This is a genomic window from Halobacteriovorax sp. GB3 (assembly GCF_028649655.1).
In the GTDB taxonomy this organism is placed as follows: Bacteria; Bdellovibrionota; Bacteriovoracia; order Bacteriovoracales; family Bacteriovoracaceae; genus BSW11-IV.
Genome location: NZ_JAQSLN010000002.1, coordinates 267,803 through 287,821, shown reverse-complemented (window position 1 = coordinate 287,821; position 20,019 = coordinate 267,803). Strand labels below are relative to the sequence as shown.

18 protein-coding genes are annotated in these 20,019 nt (G+C 37.2%); 6 read left to right on the top strand and 12 right to left on the bottom strand.

Annotated elements, in window-relative coordinates; genetic code table 11:
* Positions 1-29 precede the first annotated feature (29 nt).
* Both HBN50_RS05960 and HBN50_RS05955 read right to left on the bottom strand, forming a co-directional pair.
* On the bottom strand, positions 30-1,742 hold the full coding sequence (locus tag HBN50_RS05960; RefSeq protein WP_273868631.1) for an ABC transporter ATP-binding protein: 1,713 nt from the start codon (positions 1,740-1,742) through the stop codon (positions 30-32).
* 57 nt (positions 1,743-1,799) lie between these two features.
* Complete coding sequence (locus HBN50_RS05955) at positions 1,800-5,102, bottom strand: hypothetical protein (RefSeq protein WP_273868630.1); 3,303 nt, start codon at positions 5,100-5,102, stop codon at positions 1,800-1,802.
* 148 nt (positions 5,103-5,250) lie between these two features.
* On the opposite strand from HBN50_RS05955, the gene HBN50_RS05950 reads away from it, so the two are divergent.
* Positions 5,251-5,826: a hypothetical protein gene (locus HBN50_RS05950; protein WP_273868629.1), complete on the top strand. Its 576-nt coding sequence runs from the start codon at positions 5,251-5,253 to the stop codon at positions 5,824-5,826.
* Here the strand turns inward: HBN50_RS05950 and recO are convergent.
* The gene (gene recO / locus HBN50_RS05945; RefSeq protein ID WP_273868628.1) at positions 5,815-6,612 is read right to left on the bottom strand and encodes a DNA repair protein RecO; all 798 of its coding nucleotides are present in this window, start codon (positions 6,610-6,612) and stop codon (positions 5,815-5,817) included. The two genes, HBN50_RS05950 and recO, sit on opposite strands and share 12 nt — an antisense overlap.
* Positions 6,515-7,615: a DEAD/DEAH box helicase gene (locus tag HBN50_RS05940; RefSeq protein ID WP_273868626.1), complete on the bottom strand. Its 1,101-nt coding sequence runs from the start codon at positions 7,613-7,615 to the stop codon at positions 6,515-6,517. Before HBN50_RS05940 ends, recO begins: the two co-directional genes overlap by 98 nt.
* A 66-nt stretch (positions 7,616-7,681) precedes the next feature.
* Between HBN50_RS05940 and HBN50_RS05935 the strand changes: the two genes are divergently transcribed.
* Together HBN50_RS05935 and HBN50_RS05930 are read left to right on the top strand one after the other, a co-directional pair.
* Complete coding sequence (locus tag HBN50_RS05935) at positions 7,682-8,422, top strand: RsmE family RNA methyltransferase (RefSeq protein WP_273868625.1); 741 nt, start codon at positions 7,682-7,684, stop codon at positions 8,420-8,422.
* A 36-nt stretch (positions 8,423-8,458) separates the two neighbouring features.
* Positions 8,459-8,713 (top strand): NifU family protein, encoded by a 255-nt coding sequence (locus HBN50_RS05930; RefSeq protein WP_273868624.1) that lies wholly within the window; start codon positions 8,459-8,461, stop codon positions 8,711-8,713.
* 21 nt (positions 8,714-8,734) lie between these two features.
* Here HBN50_RS05930 and HBN50_RS05925 read toward each other — a convergent pair whose 3' ends face one another.
* Entirely contained in the window at positions 8,735-8,944 is a 210-nt protein-coding gene (locus tag HBN50_RS05925) for a hypothetical protein (RefSeq protein ID WP_273868623.1), read from the bottom strand.
* 167 nt (positions 8,945-9,111) lie between these two features.
* Here HBN50_RS05925 and HBN50_RS05920 point away from each other — a divergent pair, with 167 nt between their 5' ends.
* A complete protein-coding gene (locus HBN50_RS05920; protein WP_273868622.1) occupies positions 9,112-9,438 on the top strand; it encodes a hypothetical protein in 327 nt (108 codons plus the stop codon).
* Here the strand turns inward: HBN50_RS05920 and HBN50_RS05915 are convergent.
* Together HBN50_RS05915 and HBN50_RS05910 are read right to left on the bottom strand one after the other, a co-directional pair.
* The gene (locus tag HBN50_RS05915; protein WP_273868621.1) at positions 9,435-10,220 is read right to left on the bottom strand and encodes a nitrilase-related carbon-nitrogen hydrolase; all 786 of its coding nucleotides are present in this window, start codon (positions 10,218-10,220) and stop codon (positions 9,435-9,437) included. The two genes, HBN50_RS05920 and HBN50_RS05915, sit on opposite strands and share 4 nt — an antisense overlap.
* A 3-nt stretch (positions 10,221-10,223) precedes the next feature.
* The gene (locus HBN50_RS05910; RefSeq protein ID WP_273868620.1) at positions 10,224-11,543 is read right to left on the bottom strand and encodes a UDP-glucose dehydrogenase family protein; all 1,320 of its coding nucleotides are present in this window, start codon (positions 11,541-11,543) and stop codon (positions 10,224-10,226) included.
* Between the two features lie 96 nt (positions 11,544-11,639).
* Here HBN50_RS05910 and HBN50_RS05905 point away from each other — a divergent pair, with 96 nt between their 5' ends.
* Positions 11,640-12,629: a lysylphosphatidylglycerol synthase transmembrane domain-containing protein gene (locus HBN50_RS05905; protein ID WP_273868619.1), complete on the top strand. Its 990-nt coding sequence runs from the start codon at positions 11,640-11,642 to the stop codon at positions 12,627-12,629.
* 168 nt (positions 12,630-12,797) lie between these two features.
* Positions 12,798-13,565: a hypothetical protein gene (locus HBN50_RS05900; RefSeq protein ID WP_273868618.1), complete on the top strand. Its 768-nt coding sequence runs from the start codon at positions 12,798-12,800 to the stop codon at positions 13,563-13,565.
* A gap of 47 nt (positions 13,566-13,612) precedes the next feature.
* Here HBN50_RS05900 and HBN50_RS05895 read toward each other — a convergent pair whose 3' ends face one another.
* The 5 genes from HBN50_RS05895 to HBN50_RS05875 form a co-directional block, all read right to left on the bottom strand.
* Positions 13,613-14,239, bottom strand: coding sequence for a hypothetical protein (locus HBN50_RS05895; RefSeq protein ID WP_273868617.1), 627 nt, complete (start codon positions 14,237-14,239; stop codon positions 13,613-13,615).
* Positions 14,240-16,045: a translation elongation factor 4 gene (lepA, locus tag HBN50_RS05890; protein ID WP_273868615.1), complete on the bottom strand. Its 1,806-nt coding sequence runs from the start codon at positions 16,043-16,045 to the stop codon at positions 14,240-14,242.
* A 206-nt stretch (positions 16,046-16,251) separates the two neighbouring features.
* Positions 16,252-17,484 carry a HAMP domain-containing protein gene (locus HBN50_RS05885; RefSeq protein ID WP_273868613.1) on the bottom strand — a complete coding sequence of 411 codons (1,233 nt, stop codon included), beginning with the start codon at positions 17,482-17,484 and terminating at the stop codon, positions 16,252-16,254.
* A 3-nt stretch (positions 17,485-17,487) separates the two neighbouring features.
* The gene (locus HBN50_RS05880) at positions 17,488-18,183 is read right to left on the bottom strand and encodes a potassium channel family protein (RefSeq protein ID WP_273868612.1); all 696 of its coding nucleotides are present in this window, start codon (positions 18,181-18,183) and stop codon (positions 17,488-17,490) included.
* Between the two features lie 21 nt (positions 18,184-18,204).
* The gene (locus tag HBN50_RS05875; RefSeq protein WP_273868611.1) at positions 18,205-19,947 is read right to left on the bottom strand and encodes a TrkH family potassium uptake protein; all 1,743 of its coding nucleotides are present in this window, start codon (positions 19,945-19,947) and stop codon (positions 18,205-18,207) included.
* Positions 19,948-20,019 lie beyond the last annotated feature (72 nt).

Here is a 20,019-nt window from a genome sequence, read left to right as displayed (position 1 = left end):
TTGATAAGGATTTTAGTTAGTGCCGAGCGCTACTTTTGACTCAACTCATAAAGTTTAGAGTATTCTCCACCCTTGGCCATAAGTTCGCTGTGATTTCCTTGCTCAACGACAACACCTTCATGAAGAACATAGATTCTATCAAAATCTTGAATTGTGCTCAGTCTATGGGCCACAGCAATGACTGTTTTTTCTCCAGCAATGCTATCAAGGGCCTTTTGAACGACTTTTTCCGACTCATTATCAAGAGCTGAAGTGGCTTCATCAAAGAGTAAAACCTCTGTATTTTGCAAGAATGCGCGAGCAATTGTAATACGCTGTTGTTGACCACCTGAAAGTCTCGCCCCACGATCACCGACGATCGTCTCGATTCCTTCTTCTAATTTATCAACAAATTCACTAGCATAAGCGACATCAAGAGCTTCTTTAATCTCTTGCTCAGAGAATTCTTTAGCAAGCGAGAGGTTATTTTTAATTGAATCGTGAAAGAGAAAGATATCCTGAGAGACCAGTCCAAAGAGCTCTCTTAAAGAATGAAGCTTAATGTCTTTAAGAGGGTGACCATCAATAAGAACTTCCCCTCTATCAAAATCATAGAGTCTAAGTAGAAGATTAATGAGCGTCGATTTCCCTGATCCAGAAAGTCCAACCAAGGCGATTTTTTCACCCTTTTTAACCTCTAAATTCATGTTCTTGATAACATCCCCATTACCGTAGGAGAAGCTTAGGTCTTTAACAATAATTTCTTTTTGAAAGCTAGTTAACTCAACTTTCCCATCATCTTTTTCTTCTTCCAATTTTAGAACTTCAAAAATTCTATCTGAAGCAGCTTTAGCCTGTGAGAGCTTAACATTGGCCTGAGAGAATTTTCTAATAGGGTCCATAAAGAGGGCCAGTGCTGCAACAAAAGAGACAAAGTCACCTACAGTTGTTGCTCCAGAGGAAACTCTATAATGGGCAAAGAGAATCGTTGCTCCAAAGGCCATCGCTCCTACAAATTCAACGAGAGGGTGGGCCATTTCTTCAACGAAAGTCGTTTTCATTTGAGCGTTGAAGAACTTGTCTTGGGCCATGCTAAATCGACTGACAATATAATCTTGTAAGTTGAAGGCCTTTGTTAATTTATTAGCTGAAATACCTTCAGCAATATTGTGAGTTAAATCAGAATGCTCTTCTTGAACTTGCCCTTGGTTTCTTTTTACTTTTTTCCCCGACACGCCAAAGATAACGACAAGAAATGGAGCAATAAAAAAGATCACCAATGTTAATTGCCAATCACTGTAAAAGGCCATTCCTAGAAAAGCCACGGCCTTGAGAGGCTCTCTTACAAGGTCGACGATCGACTTGAATCCAAGAGAGAATACATGGGTGTCATTAACAATACTGGAAATCAAATTCCCTTGCTTACTTCTTGCAAAGTAAGAAGTCGGAAGGGCCTGCAACTTGCGAAAGATATCTTCACGAATTGAGCACGTCGCTCGGTCGACAATAAAGCGAATCCAATAGAAGTGTAAAAAGCGCGCTGGAAAGTGAATCATACTTAAACCAACCAGGGCACCGGCCAAAAGGTAGACATCTTGCCAAGTCGCTTCAGGTGATAGGCCGTGATCGAAAATCGGCTTAACCAAGCGAACTTGTAGCGCACCAACGGCAGCGATAACAAAAGAGAGAAGGATGGTTCCAACAACTTTTGCTTTAAATGGAATAATATAAGGAAATAACTGAGTTTTAAGTAATTTAAGCATGCCTCAGTTTAGCTTTAATTCTAAAGATCGTAAACGAGGCATGCTTATTTTCAAGGTCTAATTTTTAACCAATTTATTATCTAGCTCGAGTGAGCTTGCCATGTCCATAATTTCCATTGAACCTGAACTCTCTTTCACAGTGATCTTATCACCATTCATAAGTTCAATAATATGAAGGACATAGCCCTTACCTTCTTGCTTTTCAATGCGCTTAACCTTCTCTTGTTTAGAGATCAATTGCGAAAGTTTCTCCTTAAGCAGTGGCTCTCCCTTAACGGCAGCGATATCATTCATACTCCATGGAATCTCAACCCCACTGGCTAAATCTTTTTTCATTTTAAAATCAAGAATCTTATCTAGCTTCTTTGCTCTCGAAGCCTTCGGGCGAATCTCTTCATCTTTAGAGCTAACGGCAAGTGTTGAACTTTCAGAGGCGTCTGCTAATTCAGTATCGCTCTCTTTCGCGAAGTTAGAAAGATCTTTATTCTTCTCTAGGTTATTTGATCGTCCTTCATCTACAAAACTAACATCAGAAAATGACTCTGCAGAAGTTGGAGCGGGAGCACTTATTCCAGAGCTTGCAGATGACCCAGAAGAAAAACTTTGTCTTGGAGCGACAGCATTGCGAGTTGAACTTCCAGATGATTTTGAAGGAGCTACGCTAGCGATTGAACGTGATGGCGTTTGAGCTTCTTTTTGACTTCTTTCTACTTCAGTCTTTTTAGCGGCAACTCTTTTATTTGAACTGCCACTTAGATCACTTTGAGCACTTTCAATTTTCTTTTCAAGATCTCTTCTTTTTTGTTCGAGATTTGCAATCATTTGATCATTGCTCTTTTTACGAGATGCATCTTCTCTATCTCTCACAGCAGACTTAATTGTATTTGAAAGATCATTCTTATAATTGCTTAAGTAATCTTTCGCCGCGAGAACCTCTTGCTTTCTCTCTTCAAAGATTTCATTGGCCATTTTACTTGAGACACCAGTCTTTTTAGAGATTGCCGAAACAAACTTATCTCTATTTCCTTCCGAGAAAGCTTCGGCCGCTTTAGAGACTCTATCACTGAGTACTTGGTGATCAATATTTGATCCACTAACATTTAAAGCTTCTTTCACAGTCTCCAAACTTCTCTCATTCTTAGCAAGCTTAGAAAAATTTACTTTTGATGAACTCTCTAGAACATGATTAACTTCATCTTCGATATTTTCATCCGCAAAAGAATTAGAGAATAGATCATTCTTCATTTCTTTATTCTTCTCATTTATCTTATTAGAAACATCAGCAGCGACAACAGCTCCAAGCGCCATTTTTTTCTTAGTCGATGTTTTTGAAGGAATTCTTCTCTTAATAGCTGCTTTAACAGGTAGAGGTACATTTCCAGCAATTCTAGGATCGAGATTCTTTTCATATTTCCCTAAGCGGGCTAACTGTCTTACACCCAATGCACCACTGCCATTAGTATTTTCTTCTTTTTGATGGTGTTCATTTTGTTTCGATTGAGAAGGAGCTGTTGGCTCACTCTTACTTTTTGCAGTCTGATGGCCATGATTTCCAGAACCCGTTACACTTTCTTTAAGAGTCTCTGCTTGATCTTTAATGTGATCCATAAATGTATCACTTTTTACTCTCGCATTTGTCTTTGTAGCTGAACGATAAAGTCTTCTGGCGTGAACAACTTTTGCTGAAACTTGGCCGACTTTATTCGCCTTTTCCATGTTGATTGTAATCTTTGAAAGACTTCCATCTTCATCGAGCTTAATTTGAACGATATCACCCTTACCAGAATTTCTAAGACGAACTTTCTTTCCCGTCCCAAAATAAAGGGCAGCTTCAGTTAACTTTTGACCTTTGTTATAGGAATTTTCAAGTTTATCTTCCACCCACTTAACACCTGTTGCATTTTTCACAGTATCGACAACTTCTTTCGCCTTCGTTGCTGTATTCACTGCCACTTCGACAGCTTTTGCAGCCTTTTGAGCTACAACTTGTCCAGCTTTTTTAGAATTGATAGCCGCGATTCTCTTCGCTCTCTTCGCTTTTTCATAACTTGCTTTTGCTAGAGCGATTTTTTCAGGACTAAAGAGACCTAGAGATTTCTCAATGGCCTTTGCTTTTACTTTCGAAAATGCCGCAAGAAAGGCATTTGATTTATTCAGACTGCCTTTTAACTTGCTCGCCTTAGCGTCAGCTTTCTTTTTACCTTTTAAAAATTTTAACTCAGGAGTCATTGCAGAAATTCGAGCCTTTACTTTAAAAGCAGAACTTGCATACTTTGCAGTAAGTTTAGCTCCTACTCCTAGAGCAGTCCCTGCTCCCCCAGTTAGGGCCATTACAATCATCTCTGAACCAAGAACTCCAACTGCACCACAAACAGCATTGAGAGAGTCATTACAATCGAGACATTCAAATTGCTCAAGTGGCTCGGAGCAATTTGAGTTATATGGCATTCCCTCCCACTTCTGGCAGAAGACACTTGCCTTTACCCAAGTCTTAATAGACTTGATTCCCGACATAATTTTATTTTTTATCCAAGCAAAAGGATCATTTGTAAAACTAGTAACACTTTTTGAACTTTGATCCATTGCTTTATGAAGATTATTGGAAACATTATCCAAAGCTTCACCTGTTGCGACATCCCCAAAGAAGTTAAAACTCTTTTTAACGAGTGACCATAAACTCTTTCCCGTTCCAATGAGACTTCCTGCAAATGCATTAACAAGATCGGACATACAGTCACCTTCACTGTTATTAAAACAGCTTTGATCTGCATATCCTGAATCAATGATTTTACTCTTAAGTTTGCCACCAAGTTTTTTTAGCATCCAGTTGGCATTATCTGTGACCTTAAAGACTGATCGAGCAACGTTACATCCAAGATCACTAAAGCAAGTATTCTCATCTCTTGTTTCAGTACAAGAAACTTTAGAACTGGCATTTGAAACACCAGCAATAAGATCTTCAATTGTTTTGAAACCTTTTTTCGAAGAACAATTTGCCAATGAAACTAACTTATCATCTTCAAAGTCAGCCTTCTCTTGTAAATCCTCATACATCTTAGCAAGAGCATCGGCCTCAGCTGAGCAAGCCTCAACTTTAGCATCAATAAAAACATTAGGAGCAAGTTCTTTTCCCTCTTTATCTAAGCAATTCTTTCCAAAGGCGATGTAAGCATCATGGAAAGCAAGAACATCTTCACTTCCATTGATTAGGTCATCTTCAGCAAGAGCCTCAGGTTCGCTTGAGATAGTCTTCACTTCAGAAGGTTGATCAACATACCTAAAAGGAGGCTGAGCCAACTGAGCAAAGGCAGTTGTAAAAAACAAATTTAGAGTAAGTGTAATGGCAGCAATTCTCTTCATAAACAACTTCAATTTTCCTTTACGGTTCCTTAATTTTGTCTTTAGATTGATCGTATAAAAGTCAAAAAATCTTTAAATATTTTTTTCTCTTTTTACGATATTGCCATAAGGTATGATGGAAAAAAGAATAAAAAGTGAGACTGCCAAAATGAAAAAGAAAATGAAGTATTTAGTAAGATTAACTAAGAAGGCTCAACTTATTGTATTTGCGCTTTTATTAAGTCCAGCCCAAGTCTTAGGCCTAGGTCAAGTTACCCTTAAGATTGGGCCAGAAACCTTAAGGTTTGATGCCCCAAATGAATGGCAATATGCTGAGAGTTTCCTCAATGCTCCCCTCATGATTTGGGGTCCAGATACAGGATCAAAACGTGTTGTTCTTTCTATCTACAATACAAAGCAGGATGCCAAGGATATTTCCAAGAAGAACTTCTGGGGTGATTACGACAAATATAAGTCGATAAAAGAGAATTGGCTTAAAAAGAATAGTGGCGAACTCATATCGTTTTACCCATTTGAAATCAAAAAAATCACGAAAAATGGTAAGAGCGCAACAATGGGACTAACTTATAGAAAAGACGATCTCGTTTTCCATGAAATGAATTACTTCTTCGCCTGTAATGACAAAATGTATACGGCCTCGACACTAGTAACAGACTATCTATTGAAGAAATATGGTCGCGATCTTAAAGAAGTACTCTCTTCAATAGAGTGTTTAAAGAAATAGTGTCAAAGATTTAAAATCACTTTCTTGAAATTGATATTGAAAACATAAAAAAGAAAGTAATGCTCGCACATGAGAGGTTGAAGGAATGCCAAGCTCCTCGATCTCTCCATACTTGGTCGTAGAAATATAGCGCATCCACTTTGAAAGATCTTTTCCCTGTAAAAAATAATGTTGTTGATCTTCTAAGTTGATACATGTGAGATCAGCAAAACCACCTTGTTCACTTAAAAGTATCACGTCTTCAATTTTACTTAATTCTTCACCACTAAGAGCACAGTGTTTCACATCTGGGAATACTCCTGTCTCTATAGAAAGCTTTGTTAAAAAGATAAAGACCTGATCCAACTCACTAAAACTAGATTTCTTTAATTGTTGATCTAGATAAAAAAGAGCATTACTCAAAACTCGAAAGTGCCCTGCTGAAGACTGATCAAATTCACCATGCTCATCATGAAGATCATCTTCAAGAGCAAGCTTCGATAACATTTCAAGATAAAAGCATGTTAAGTAAAAGGCCTTATGATTTAAGCGAATTTTTTCGTGGGCCCAAAGAAGAATTGTTTCTTTTGCCCTGTACATATGTTCAGTCGATCGACTATGCCCTAACTCAATTTGTAGCATATACCCCAATTCCAAAATTGAAGACTTCTTCTTAGAGCCTCCTCCTTGACCACCGTAAAAGAGGACACTAATTTTCTTTCCACTTCTTAAAAGTAGCTTTCCAATAATATGTCGATCTCCATAAGGGACCTTTGAAAGAAGAATACCTTCTATTTTTGTCTTCATCTCTTATCTTAGGTTTATTGCTGAGAATATCTCCTATAACCGTACTAAAGATGAATGATATCAACAACCATTTCCATTCGATCGGACCTGGATTTCTATGATAAAAGGAGAAGCCCTTATTATCTCTTCCGCCCCTTCCTTTCATTTGAAAAAACATTTCACTGGCCCTTACCTGATAACTTATAAAAATATTTCGAAGTACAGGAAGATTGGCACCATGACTAAGAGCAGAGGTTGATACAATAACAAATGGTGAACAAACCTTAGTTACCTCTTCGTAGAACTGGCCAACTTGTCCACCTTTACAAGTTAAAACATTGAGTCCTTGCCTTCTAAAATACTCTCCAACAAAATCAACTTCTTTTCTTGATCGAACAAAATAAAGAGTATTAACCCCATCTCTTTGAATGAGAAAAGAAGCCATTTTTAAAAAACGATATTTAGATAGATAATATGAGCAACGGTCATGGAGTACTTTTTTCGAAGACTGGGACCTTGATAAATCAATGACATGTTGTTTTAAGTAGTGACCATGAAAATATTCTCCGGCCCTTTTAATTAGTTCGGGACCAAAAGTAGCACTTAGGGCCATTAACCTTTCACTATGAGAACACACTCCCATAAGTAATTCTTCTAAGCTCGGTCGAAAGGACTGCCAAAGCCAGAATAAATGAAATTCGTCCAAAACAAAGAGAAGCTCCCTGCCATAAAGTAACTCTTGAAACTGTAAGACTTTCTCTACTGTTGCAACAAGAAGACCTCTCTTTGAACGACAAAAAGCTGAGACATCTTCCGGCTTACTTAGGTAAAAAGTATTTAGGTTCTTTTTCGCTCGATCAAAGACTTCTTCAGCAATAATTCTTAGAGGGCTAATAAACACAACTTTATCGCGTTTACATAAATCGAAAACAAGAGAAGTCTTTCCCCATCCAGTGGGAGCAATAATAATTGCAGAGTGTGATTGATTCTTGACGAGTTGGTGAAAGTGTATGCTATGTTCCATAAATAAAGAATACAGCAAGAAGAGACTACAGAGAGCTCTTCTAAGTCATCAAAAAGATGGATTAAAATGAATCGAATCGTCATATTTGAAGATGAAATTGAAACACAATCAGATGTTAAGTTAGCAAAGATCTCTTGTTCACTTAGAGCTGAGCATATTCAAAAGATTTTAAAACTCGGTGAAGGTGATCAACTTAAAGTGACCATAGCAAACGTTGGCCTTTGCGAGGCTAAGATTTTAACAATCGATAAGAACTGCGCAGTCTTTGAACTAGAGAGTGAAACAAAAGTAGGTCGAGAAGCTGATATTCACTTAACTGTAGGCCTTTCACGACCTATGACGTGCAAGAAAGTTATTGAGCATGGAACTTCTTTAGGAGTTAGATCATTTCATTTCTTTACTTCTGAGTTGAGCGAAAAGAGTTATGCAAAATCAAATCTCTTTTTGAATAAAGAATATGAAAAACTTATTCATCTAGGACTTTCTCAATCAAACGGCCTCTATCAATTGCCTGAAGTTAACGTTTCAAATCATATTAGCGGGCTAAGAGACCAAGGCCCTAAGATGAAGCAAAAATTTATTTTAAGTCCTTTTGCTAAAAAGAGCTTTAAAGACTTTTCTATAGACTTTAGTCAGCCCATTGAATTAGCAATTGGTTCAGAGAGAGGATGGACAGCAAAAGAACTTCAAAACTTTAACGAGATGGGATATGAAGAAGTTAAAATCTCTGAACATATCTTGAGAGTCGAAATAGCGACTTACAGTGCCCTCGGTCAACTTGAACTCTTAAAGTTTCCGAAGCTTTGACTTTAGGGTATATAATAAAAAAATAAGGAGTTTATTATGCTTAGAAAAGTAGAACATATATTAGATGAGCAAATCCGCCCGGCCCTTGCCGCCCACGGGGGAAATATTGAAATCGTCGATATCGACAACAACAAAGTTTATGTAAGACTTCAAGGTGGTTGCCAAGGCTGTTCTAGCTCAAATGCCACATTAAAAGATGGAATCGAAACTCTCTTGAAGAGACACTTTCCTGAAATTGAAGAAGTAATTGATTTAACAGAACACGATAAGGGAGAAAACCCTTTCATGTAGAAAGGGCATCCCTATTTTTGATTAAGCAGATTTAGTGTCATCACCTAGACGAGCCTCGGCTTCCGTCACTTGATTCTCATGAGGGCGCATTGGCATGACATTTTCGTCTGGATGAGTCTTTTCATAATATTCGACTTCATCAGAGAAAAAGCGAAGTGTCATAAAAATTGCTCCACCACCGAAGCACAGGCCAGCGACAACTCCAATAATAATCATTTCAGTCGTTCCCATAAATGCCTCCTGTTTTCTTATTTTACCCTTCTCTCATCGGCAAAAAGCGCACATTATTAAAAAAGTAATGAAATTCGAATATTTGTGCATTACAATCTTAACGGAAACTTAAAATCATTAAGATTATTTAACTTTTCATGAAAATCAGACTATGGCATAAATATTCCGTGACAAATATAAAGAACTTAATCACATTCCTTATTCTTATCATGATCACTTCATGCCACCCGCTTATGGGTAAGCTAGAAGGAAGTTGGTATGATGAAGACGGCCTTTTGAAATTTAAAGTTCAAAATGGGAAGGCCTATGTTCACAGCCGTAACACGATTGAAGTTTACGAATCTTACGAAATCAATGATTACAGAAATCTGATCATCTTTAATGACGGACCAAGTGGAATGAGCTTAAGAAAGTATTTTTCTTCTTTAAATAATAATCAAATTGAATATCTTGATGGACTTGGTAAAGTTAAGACTCTCGTAAAAAGAGACTAACCCATTATCACAGACTGGCGAACTTCTTGGATACGTTCTTTAGATAGAGTTGCTGTCATAACATTTTGAGCTTCACCATTATCGCAAAGAATATCGCCCCAAGGATCAACACAAAGGGAGTGACCAAAAGTATTGACTCTCTCATTATGATTCCCCCACTGCGCTGAAGAAATGACGTAACTTTGATTTTCAACGGCCCTTGCCCTATTAAGTAAATGCCAGTGAGCTTGACCAGTTGGAACAGTGAAAGCGGAACTGAAAGTCAAAATATCTGCACCTTGATTTCGATAACTTCTCGCAAGTTCAGGAAAGCGAATATCAAAACAAATCCCTAGACCAATTTTCCAGCCATCGACATCAATCAATTTCTCTTTCTGACCTCTTGTATAGATATCACCTTCATCGACTTTCTTTCTCTTTCCATCGCGAACAATATCACACGAAAAGAGATATCTCTTATCATAGTGACCAAGGTCTTCCCCTTGCGGTGAAAAGTTATAGGCACGATTTAAAATACCTTTTTCACTTTCTGTAGCAGCAGATCCGCCTATTAAATAAAGATCAAAACGTTTGGCGAGGTTTTGAATGTTTTTATAGTGCTCGTTATTATTAGATACAAGGTAAGGAGTTGGTCCAGTTCCATCTGAAAGCGAATAGAAGCATTCAGGGAGAAAGGCCATTTTAGAATGATTATCTTTTGCAACTTGGAGAAGCTCTTCTAACTTCTCCAAGTTTTTTTTATAGTCTAATACCGAAGTTAATTGGATAAGACTGACTTTCACTTTCTACTTCTCGTTTGCTGGAATATATTTTCCAATCGCATAGTAAGTGAAACCAGCATCGAGCACTTTCTGAGTATCGTACAGATTTCTTCCATCAAAAATAACAGGAGTGTTTAGTCTCTCTTTGATTTCAGAAAAGTCAGGAGAACTAAATTCTCTCCACTCTGTCATTGTAACAAGAGCGTCACTTCCTTTAAGAGCATCATACTTATTTTCAAAACGAATTAGCTTGTCGTTATTTCCCATAAGCTTGAGAAAGTTATCAGAAGCAACTGGATCAAAAAATTGAACTGTTGCACCAGCTTCAGTTAAGACCTTGGCCATGTAAATTGCTGCAGTCTCTCTAACATCATCAGTATTGGCCTTGAAAGCAACACCCCAAAATGTAAATGTTTTACCTTTTACATCTCCATAGTGAGCTTTCATCTTATCAAAAAGCCTAACTTTTTGATCATCATTAACCTCTTCTGTTGCACGAACAACTCTTAGGTCCATACCGTATTCATTTGCCGTGTACATAAGGGCCTTAACATCTTTTGGAAAACAACTTCCTCCATATCCTGGACCTGGGTAAAGAAAGTGACCACCAATTCTTTGATCAGAGGCAATCCCCTTTCTCACTTCATTAATATCGGCACCAGTGAAGTCACAAAGTTTTGCTACATCATTGATAAAAGAGATCTTAGTTGCTAAGAAGCAATTTGCTGCATACTTTGTCATTTCAGCAGACAAGTTAGACATCATATAAATTGGATTACCTTGACGAACAAGTGGTGCGTAGAGTTCAGTCATAACATCTGCTGCATACTGATCTTTACGACCAATAACAACTCTATCTGGTCTCATAAAGTCTTCAACCGCTGAACCTTCTTTTAAAAATTCTGGGTTATTCACAATATGAAACTTTTTATTCGTGTTCTCTTTTACAAGGGCTTCGATCATCTGACATGTACCAACAGGTACAGTTGATTTTATGACAACAATTGCATCATCAGAAAGTTCTTTTGCGACAGAAACAGCAGCAGCTCTTAAATAAGTAAGATCAGCTTGCCCATCATCACTTGAAGGAGTTCCAACCGCTAAAAAGATTGCCTTAGCCTCACCAACTGATTCGTAACCAGTAGAGAAATGTAATCTCTTTCCTTCAATATTTCTTTCTAAAAGATCAGTTAAACCTGGTTCATATATTGGAGATTTTCCATCTTTAAGCATTTGTACTTTATTCTCATCAATATCAATACAAGTGACATCGTGCCCAATTTCAGCGAAACATGTTCCACTAACAAGACCAACATATCCCGTTCCAATTACTGATACTTTCATATTTTACTCCAATTCTTATTTTATAAAACCTATTTACAATAGCACTTATTTTTCGCATTATAAAACGTATTTTTCAAAGTAAAATAGGTTCTCTTTATGTTCAAAACTGCCCTCAAATTCCTTGGCGCTGCGGCCATTATTTACTGGATGTATGACAGCGGAAAGTTGGATTTTACGCTTGTTAAAAAAGCTTTTTCAAGTGGTTCGATCGCTTATCTAGGTGTGGTTCTCATTATTACACAGGCTGCTCTATCATCTGTTAGATGGAAATGGCTTTTAGATCTTAAGGCCTCTAAACCAATTAAGCCTTTTGCGGCGCTCAATCTCACTTGGATAGGACTGCTTTTTAATACTGTTTTGCCAGGTGCAGTAAGTGGGGACCTCCTCAAGCTCGTTTATGCCAAAGACTTAGATAAGAACTTTGATAGAAGTTTTCTTTTTTCATCAGTGCTTATTGATAGAATTTTAGGACTTATAGGACTTCTCTTTCTCATGGGGCTTTTTACAATCTTTGACTATAAAGAGATGGTAGCGATTAGCCCACAAATGAAAGGACTGATCAGCTTTAACTTCATTCTCTTTTTGGGATCAATTGTTTTTATAACTCTTCTTTTTCTACCAAAGAAAATTAGAGAACCTATTCTTCAAATTCTTAATAAGATTCCGGCCATTGGTCCAAAAGTGGCCAATGTCATGGAGCAAGTTTGGCATATTGGTAAAAGTAAAAAGACGACAATCAAATGTCTTCTTTTTAGTATGCTTCTTCAATTTAGTAACATTATGGCCTTTTGGCTTTTAACGAAGGGATTCTACGGAAAAGATCTTTCTTTAACTCAGGCCTTCACGTTCATTCCAATTGGTCTTATCGCTGTAGCCGTACCAATTTCACCATCTGGAGCAGGAGTTGGTCACCTTATCTTCAATGAACTCTTTTCCTATGCAGGAATTAGTAATGGCGCATCACTCTTTAATATTTTCTTTGTTGTCGTTGTCTTCAATAACCTTTTAGGAGTTATTCCATTTCTCTTTTTTGGTAAGCAACATAACTTAAAAGAGGCAGAAGAGTTCGAACACGGGACAAACTGAAACCACAGTGCCTTTTTGCTCGGTTCGATCTGCACCGAGCAGCGCGTCTTCTTACTGAAATCTCATAAACCATTTTTGGCATAACAATTGCTTTTATTGTTTTCATCACGATCAAACATCAAACGAATTGATGAATAGTCACAACATCCACAAACTGGGAGGGAGAGGATGATGAAAAAAGTATTGTTGGCCGGTTTACTCTTATCAGCACTAGGAACTCAAGCAGCCGTCCAGAGAATCCAATTACCATTACAAGATGAACACTTAAGGGGTGAGAGCACTATAAAACTCAAGCAACTCCTAAAAGCACAAACAGGTAAAACAGCAAAAGGACTAGAACTCCTTAGAGTTGCCATCGTGGCCAAGAGTAAAAAAGGTCATGGAAAAGTTCATCTCACAGTTGGCCAAGATGATTCTCTCAAAGAAATTATTGATGGTCGTCCCTACGACTTCGATGATTCTCACAGAAGCACATTCTCGAGAATCGTTTTAAGAAACCCAGCTCTTAGCTCACAAGGAGTATGGCAACTTAAATTGAAAGGAAATATTAAAGTTAGAAAAGTCGTTCTTATTGTCGATGAAAAAAGACAACAACCTCCCCTTCCACAGATCGTAACAAAGGAACTTAGAACATTTAAAGTATCAAAATGGATCGAAACTGAAAGACATATTCAACTACCAACAAAGCAAATCAAAGCAATTAAAATTAAAGCGGATAATAATACAACCGTACTTGAAGCAAGCCTTGTTCTTTCAAATGGTCGTGTTATTGATCTTCCAAGATTAGAAGGAGTTTTAAGAAAAGGTGTCGAAGAAGCCGTTAAACTCAATGCCAATCAAGGAGCAAAAGCAACAACACTTCGAATTAAGGCAGTATCGAACAACCTAAGAGGCAGTCGTGCACAAATGACAGTATCAGTAGATATGGAGAAATAAATAAAGAGAAGTATAAAAAAGAAAGCCTCTCGTAAGAGAGGCTTTTTTTATTTGAATTGAAAAATCTTTTTAGCATCAATGTGGCCGTATCTGCGCCACTTTGTCTTAAAGGCCTCTACTTTCATAAGAAATTGTAAGTCCCTTTTATCATCCTGAAGCTTTCTTACCTTTTTAGATTCTTTGATCAAAACGGACCTCACATCAACAGGAACCGTTGTGATACCTTCAAGAAGGTATGACTTGCTATTAAAATCAATTGTTCTTCCCATGAAAATATCATTTTTTACAATTGAAGGCATGATGTAGTTTTTCTCTAGAACAATTTTCTTATCGTGTAAAATATCGCGAAGAACATGCTTCTTAGTAAAACTTTGACCTGTATATTCAAAAAGAGAGTGGTTAACATTAAGAAGAGATTCTTTAACCTCTTCTTCAACCTCTTCTTCTTCAATATATTTTGACATTAACGTTGCATTAGAATTACTCGGCAATCTTTGTAGAAGGTACCAAAGGTTAAAAGAGCTCATTCTATTTTCGTAATCGTCATCTTCTTCGAAAACTTGACCGGCTTTTGTGAAGTATTCTTCTTTCGCTTTAACGAGATCTTCATAATACTCTTTAGAAGTAAACTTCACGAGAGCATTTTGAATGTGCTTTTCAAGGTTTGTATCCATCTAATCCTCATCCATACTTAATACAGCAAGGAAAGCTTCTTGTGGAACCTCTACACTTCCAACCATTTTCATTCTCTTTTTACCAGCTTTCTGCTTTTCAAGGAGCTTTCTCTTTCTCGAAACATCCCCTCCATAACATTTAGCAAGAACGTTCTTTCTAAGGGCCTTAACAGATTCCCTTGCAATAACTTTCGCACCAACGGAAGCTTGAATAGCAATATCAAATTGCTGCCTTTCAATTACTTTTCTAAGTCTTTCAGTAAGGGCACGACCCTTACTATAGGCGTGGTCTCTGTGGCTAATAATTGAAAGAGCATCAACTTTTTCACCATTGAGAAGAACGTCTACTTTTACAAGTTCAGCGGCTGCATATCCCTTAAAGTCGTAGTCTAGAGAAGCATAACCTTTAGTCATACTTTTTAGCTTATCGTAAAAATCAAAAACCATCTCACTTAGAGGAAGGTCGTAATTAACTTGTACTCTATCTTCAGTAATGTAATCCATCCCAGTCTGAATACCGCGCTTCTCTTCACATAATTTAATGATTTTTCCAACATATTCATTTGGAACGTGAATAGAAATAGCGACAACAGGCTCTTCAATTGTTTCAAACTTTGTCGCATCAGGTAGTTCTGAAGGGTTAGAAACTTCAATATTTTCACCACTGTTTAAATTCACTCGATACGATACAGATGGTGCTGTAGAAATGAGACTTAATTGGAATTCTCGTTCAAGTCTCTCTTGGATAATGTTCATGTGAAGAAGGCCTAGAAATCCACATCTAAAACCGAAACCGAGGGCCTGTGAAGTTTCTGGCTCATATGTAAATGATGAATCATTGAGAGCTAATTTCTCGAGGGCATCTTTTAAATTTTCATACTCAACAGAATCAACTGGAAAGATCCCACAGAAAACCATTGGTTTTACTTCTTCGTAACCAGCTAAACTTGGAGTGTTCTTTTTCTTCGCATGAATAAGTGTGTCACCAACTTTGACATCACGAATATTTTTGATCCCACAGATAACCATTCCAACTTCACCTGCTCCAATTTCTTTTAGCTCAGTGAAAAATGGTGTGTTAACTGCAAGTTTTAAAACTTCATACTCTTGATCAGAATGTTTGAGATAAATTTTATCTTTCTTAGTCAATGTTCCTTGTACAACACGAACGATGAAGACAACACCTTGGTATGGATCAAACCAAGAATCAAAAATCAAGGCCTGAAGATCTGCATCAGGGTTACCTGAAGGACAAGGAATCTTTTCAATAATTGTTTCAAGTAAATTATCAATTCCAATCCCCGATTTGGCGGAAACTTCATCAGCTTCTAATGCATCTATTCCAACAACATCTTCAATCTCTTGCTTTACTCGATCAGCATCAGCGTGAGGAAGATCAATCTTGTTAAGAACGGGAACGATTTCGAGATTATTTTCAATGGCCATATAAACGTTGGCCAGAGTTTGTGCTTCAACTCCTTGAGAAGCATCAACAACAAGAAGTGCTCCATCACAAGAGGCAAGAGAGCGAGAAACTTCATAAGAAAAATCCACGTGACCTGGAGTATCGATTAGATTGAGATAGTATGTATTTCCATCTTTTGCATCGTACGAGATACGAACAGTTTGAGCTTTAATTGTAATCCCACGCTCTTTTTCAAGATCCATGTTATCTAAAAGCCGATCTGTTTTTTCTCTATCTGTGATGGCATTTGTATGCTCAATCAGACGATCAGCAAGCGTTGATTTTCCGTGATCGATGTGAGCAATAATGGAAAAGTTTCTAATTAATTTCCTGTCTATCATTTTTGGCCTTTCAATGAAGTCTATTTGATTTTAAAAATCACATCATTCTAGCAAAGTTAATGGGAATTATTAATATAGAAATTGAGCCAATCGAGCGAAAAAGCCAAATAAAACTCTGTTTTTCGACAAAAAAACACTGTGCATTAAAACAAATGTAAAACAAAACCTATTTGTGGGCAAAAAAAATGGCGCGTGATGCGCCATTTTTATGCATAAACTTCTTTTGACATAACCATAAGGTAATAGTCGAGAGAGCTATCTTTTCCTCTAATAGGAATGACATTAGCATAACCTTGATAAACATATTCAATCTCTGGTTCGCTTTCCTCTTCGACAGGAGCATCGACTTCACCAACCTCATCAGTGATCTCTACTCCATGTGAAATGGCCTCTCCAACATCTTTGCTTTCAATTTCTTTTTTCGCAACAATTCCAATCTCAGCATTTTCAATTTTTGAACGACGTTTAATCGCAATTTCAAAAGTTTCCATAATAGATTTTGGAAGTGCAGTATCATCCATCTGCTTACCAATTACATCTTCAGATTGAACTTGAAGTAGTGAGTAGAGCTGATTATTCATATAAATAAGCTCTCCCTTAGCATTGGCAATAAGAACTGGTCTTCTAACCATATTAGCAAGAACATCAAATTTTCTATTCTCAACATTGATTCTATCTGTACGAAGTTCCTCGAAAACTTTAAATGACTGAATCATTTTATTCATTTCTCGAGCAATCTCTCCAATCTCATCATCTTGTGAATAGTAAATACTAACATCGAAGTTACAATCTTGAAGTTCACGAATAGCATCTTTGATCTTCTTAAATGGTAGTGCAATCTTTCCAGGTACAACTAAGGCCAGAATAATTGTTCCAAGGAAACCGATGATCAACGTGATCATCATATTTCTTTTGGTTTCTTCAATAATTTTCTTAATCTTCTTGTCACGATCTAAATTGTGATCATATTGGATGTCTTGAAATTCAGAAAAGGCATCAAGAATTTTATCCGCAAGATCTCCAATTGAATTCATTCCAGGGTCATCTCTATTATAAACAGAGGCCTTAGAAAGAACGATTTTTAAAGAATCAACATAAGAGAGCATCTGCTTTACGGCCTGTTTAGCATCTCCATCTTTATAAAGTGTATCAAGTGCTTGAAGTTGAGAAGTGAAACTATCACATAGTGTAGAAAGCCTCTCTACCGTATTGGCCTTTCTCTTTCTTGCTAAAAGCTCTCTTGATCTCTTCATGATAGAAACCGCAGAGATACGAACTTCATCAGTTAGAATAGAAGCTCTGTTTGATTTTAAAGTAATTGATTCAATGTCTTTATTTAGTGAATTCAAAAAATGAAAGACCATAAAAGTAAGAATCAGGACTACAATTGTAGCGATACCAAAACTCGTTGCGACTCTATTTCTTAGTGATAAGTTCACGGCTTACCCCTCTGCCAATTCGGCAAATAATTTATTAAAGTTTTTCTCACTACCTACGAGAACGACGATATCATCGGCTTCGATTACATCCATAGGCATTGGACAATCGTTAATTTCAACTCGATAAGAAGACTTTCCATCCTCTGAAATAAATGGAACTTTCTTTTGAAGGGCAACGATATTTAAGTTGTAATTTTGTCTAATTTTACTTTCAACGAGAGTCTTTCCTTCAAATTTTTTACCAAGCTTCAATTCGACAATTGAATAACCTGCGGCGAAGTTATATCTCTGAAGTACGTGTGGCGCGACGATTTTAGAGGCGATAATTTCCCCCATCTCTTCTTCAACTTTAATAATTTCAGAAGCTCCAATTTCATGGAGAACGTGCTCGTGAAGAACTGAGGTTGCTCTTGCAATTACTCGACCTACCCCTAGTTTTCTAAGCATTGTTACGGCCATAATTGAACTTTCAATAGAGTCACCAATTGCGACGACGGCAACATCGACATCTGAAATATTAACGGAGCGAAGGGCCCTCTCTTCAGTAACATCTAGTGCCACGGCATGTGTAACACGGTCTTTAATTTTATCGACAAGGTCTTGCTCTTTATCAATCGCAATAACCTCGGCGCCTTTTTCATAAAGACGTACAGCTGTTTTAGCTCCAAATGTTCCAAGTCCAATGACTGCAACTAACATAGTATCTCCAATTCTTTATTCTTAACCGATCATGATTCGGCCATGAGGGTATTCTGCATTTCCTTTTGAGCCACTCTTTTCTCCAATAGCAAGAATGAGAGTTAGTGGACCAATCCGGCCAATGAGCATCAAAACAGAAATAGCAAATTTCCCCATAAAACTTAAGTAACTTGTAATTCCTAAGGTTAAACCAACTGTTCCAGAAGCACTGATGACTTCAAAAACAAGTGGCAAAAATGATTGTTCCGGTTCGAGCTTCATTAAAAGAAAGACAAAGAATGAAGCAATGAAAACGGAGATAAAGGTCAGGGCCGTTGCCCTAACAACAATTTGCGGAGGAATCTTTCGATCAAAGGCAATTACATCTTTCTTACCAGATAAAGTAGATCGAATAGACTGGACAAGAATGGCGAGGGTACTCGTTTTAATACCACCAGCAGTTGAGCCCGGAGAACCACCAATAAACATAAAGAGGATCATCGCAAAAATTGTATAGTTATTTAAATTTGTTAATGGAATGGTATTAAATCCAGCCGTTCTTAAAGTGACAGACTGAAACATGGCCACTTGAACCTTTTCCCAAACTGTATAGTTATCAAGTGCATTTAAGAACTCACCAAAGAAGATTATGAAAAATCCCATTACAGTTAAAACAAAAGAAGAAACGATAACAATCTTAGAGTGCATTCCAAGACGAACAAGAGATTTATTACCAGTTGCAACTTCTTTTAGTTCTTTTAAAACAATGAAACCAAGTCCACCTAATGTGATTAAGACGGAAATTGTTCCGTGAATAAGTGGGCTCGTTGCATAACTTTCAAGAGAGTTATCAAAGAGGGCAAAGCCCGCATTACAGAAGGCTGAAATACTGTGAAAAAAACCGTAATAGATGGCCCTAGAAAATTCGAAGCCTTCAAAAGTAAATGCAATTGTTAAAACAATTCCACCCCATAGTTCTAAGAAGAATGTGTATTTAACAATATCAACGATCATATGGAAGAGCTCTTCAAGAGATGAAACATCCAGAAGATCCTGCATAATAATACGGTCTTTCATCCTCATCGACTTTCCAAGAAGAATAGTCATTGAAGAGTAAAGAGTCATAATAGAAAGTCCACCAATCTGAATAAGAATAAGAATGACGATCTGGCCAAAAAGAGAAAGATCACTCGCAACAGAGATGGTCCCAAGTCCAGTTACACAAGTTGCTGAAGTGGCCATAAAGAGAGCATCAATAAAGTCCATACTCTTTCCAGAAACACTGGAAACAGGAAGCTTCAACAGAAAGGCTCCAATCAAAATAACAAGTCCAAATGATAAAAGAACTAATTGTGCTGGCTTTAACTTAATACCTAAAAACTCAGATGGTTTTTGTGGTCCCCTATTTTGCTCATCTTCTTTTTGTTCTGACTTGTCTTCTTCATCATAAAGCGATAGCACTGTTGCAATTAAGTGAGCAGCACTTAGACCAAAAGCAAATTCAATATCTCCCCAAGTTATCAATAGAGGAACAAAGCAAAGAACCGAGAAGATGTGCTTTCTTAGAAAGTCTTCTACGCCTTTACCTGAGATAAAATTTACTATGATGTTTAAAAAGATCATGAAAGGAACTATCTTAGCCCCATGCTGAAGACCCCAATCAACGAGACTCGAATCGATTGACTTAGGTAAACGGTCCATCGTCTTCATTGTATAAAAGAGGATAAATGTGCCGTTAAAAAAGAGCTCTAACAAAAATGGAATTTTCAGTAAAATTTGAAACATAAGACTATGATAATACTAATTGCCTATTAGATTTGATAGGTTACTTTTTCCACCTTACATATTAAAGAGTCA

Bases quoted from the DNA above. Each gene is read 5' to 3' on its own strand.
- HBN50_RS05960 (WP_273868631.1), bottom strand. From the start codon at position 1,742: ATGCTTAAATTACTTAAAACTCAGTTATTTCCTTATATTATTCCATTT.
- HBN50_RS05955 (WP_273868630.1), bottom strand. From the start codon at position 5,102: ATGAAGAGAATTGCTGCCATTACACTTACTCTAAATTTGTTTTTTACA.
- HBN50_RS05950 (WP_273868629.1), top strand. From the start codon at position 5,251: ATGAAAAAGAAAATGAAGTATTTAGTAAGATTAACTAAGAAGGCTCAA.
- recO (WP_273868628.1), bottom strand. From the start codon at position 6,612: ATGAAGACAAAAATAGAAGGTATTCTTCTTTCAAAGGTCCCTTATGGA.
- HBN50_RS05940 (WP_273868626.1), bottom strand. From the start codon at position 7,615: ATGGAACATAGCATACACTTTCACCAACTCGTCAAGAATCAATCACAC.
- HBN50_RS05935 (WP_273868625.1), top strand. From the start codon at position 7,682: ATGAATCGAATCGTCATATTTGAAGATGAAATTGAAACACAATCAGAT.
- HBN50_RS05930 (WP_273868624.1), top strand. From the start codon at position 8,459: ATGCTTAGAAAAGTAGAACATATATTAGATGAGCAAATCCGCCCGGCC.
- HBN50_RS05925 (WP_273868623.1), bottom strand. From the start codon at position 8,944: ATGGGAACGACTGAAATGATTATTATTGGAGTTGTCGCTGGCCTGTGC.
- HBN50_RS05910 (WP_273868620.1), bottom strand. From the start codon at position 11,543: ATGAAAGTATCAGTAATTGGAACGGGATATGTTGGTCTTGTTAGTGGA.
- HBN50_RS05905 (WP_273868619.1), top strand. From the start codon at position 11,640: ATGTTCAAAACTGCCCTCAAATTCCTTGGCGCTGCGGCCATTATTTAC.
- HBN50_RS05900 (WP_273868618.1), top strand. From the start codon at position 12,798: ATGATGAAAAAAGTATTGTTGGCCGGTTTACTCTTATCAGCACTAGGA.
- HBN50_RS05895 (WP_273868617.1), bottom strand. From the start codon at position 14,239: ATGGATACAAACCTTGAAAAGCACATTCAAAATGCTCTCGTGAAGTTT.
- lepA (WP_273868615.1), bottom strand. From the start codon at position 16,045: ATGATAGACAGGAAATTAATTAGAAACTTTTCCATTATTGCTCACATC.
- HBN50_RS05880 (WP_273868612.1), bottom strand. From the start codon at position 18,183: ATGTTAGTTGCAGTCATTGGACTTGGAACATTTGGAGCTAAAACAGCT.
- HBN50_RS05875 (WP_273868611.1), bottom strand. From the start codon at position 19,947: ATGTTTCAAATTTTACTGAAAATTCCATTTTTGTTAGAGCTCTTTTTT.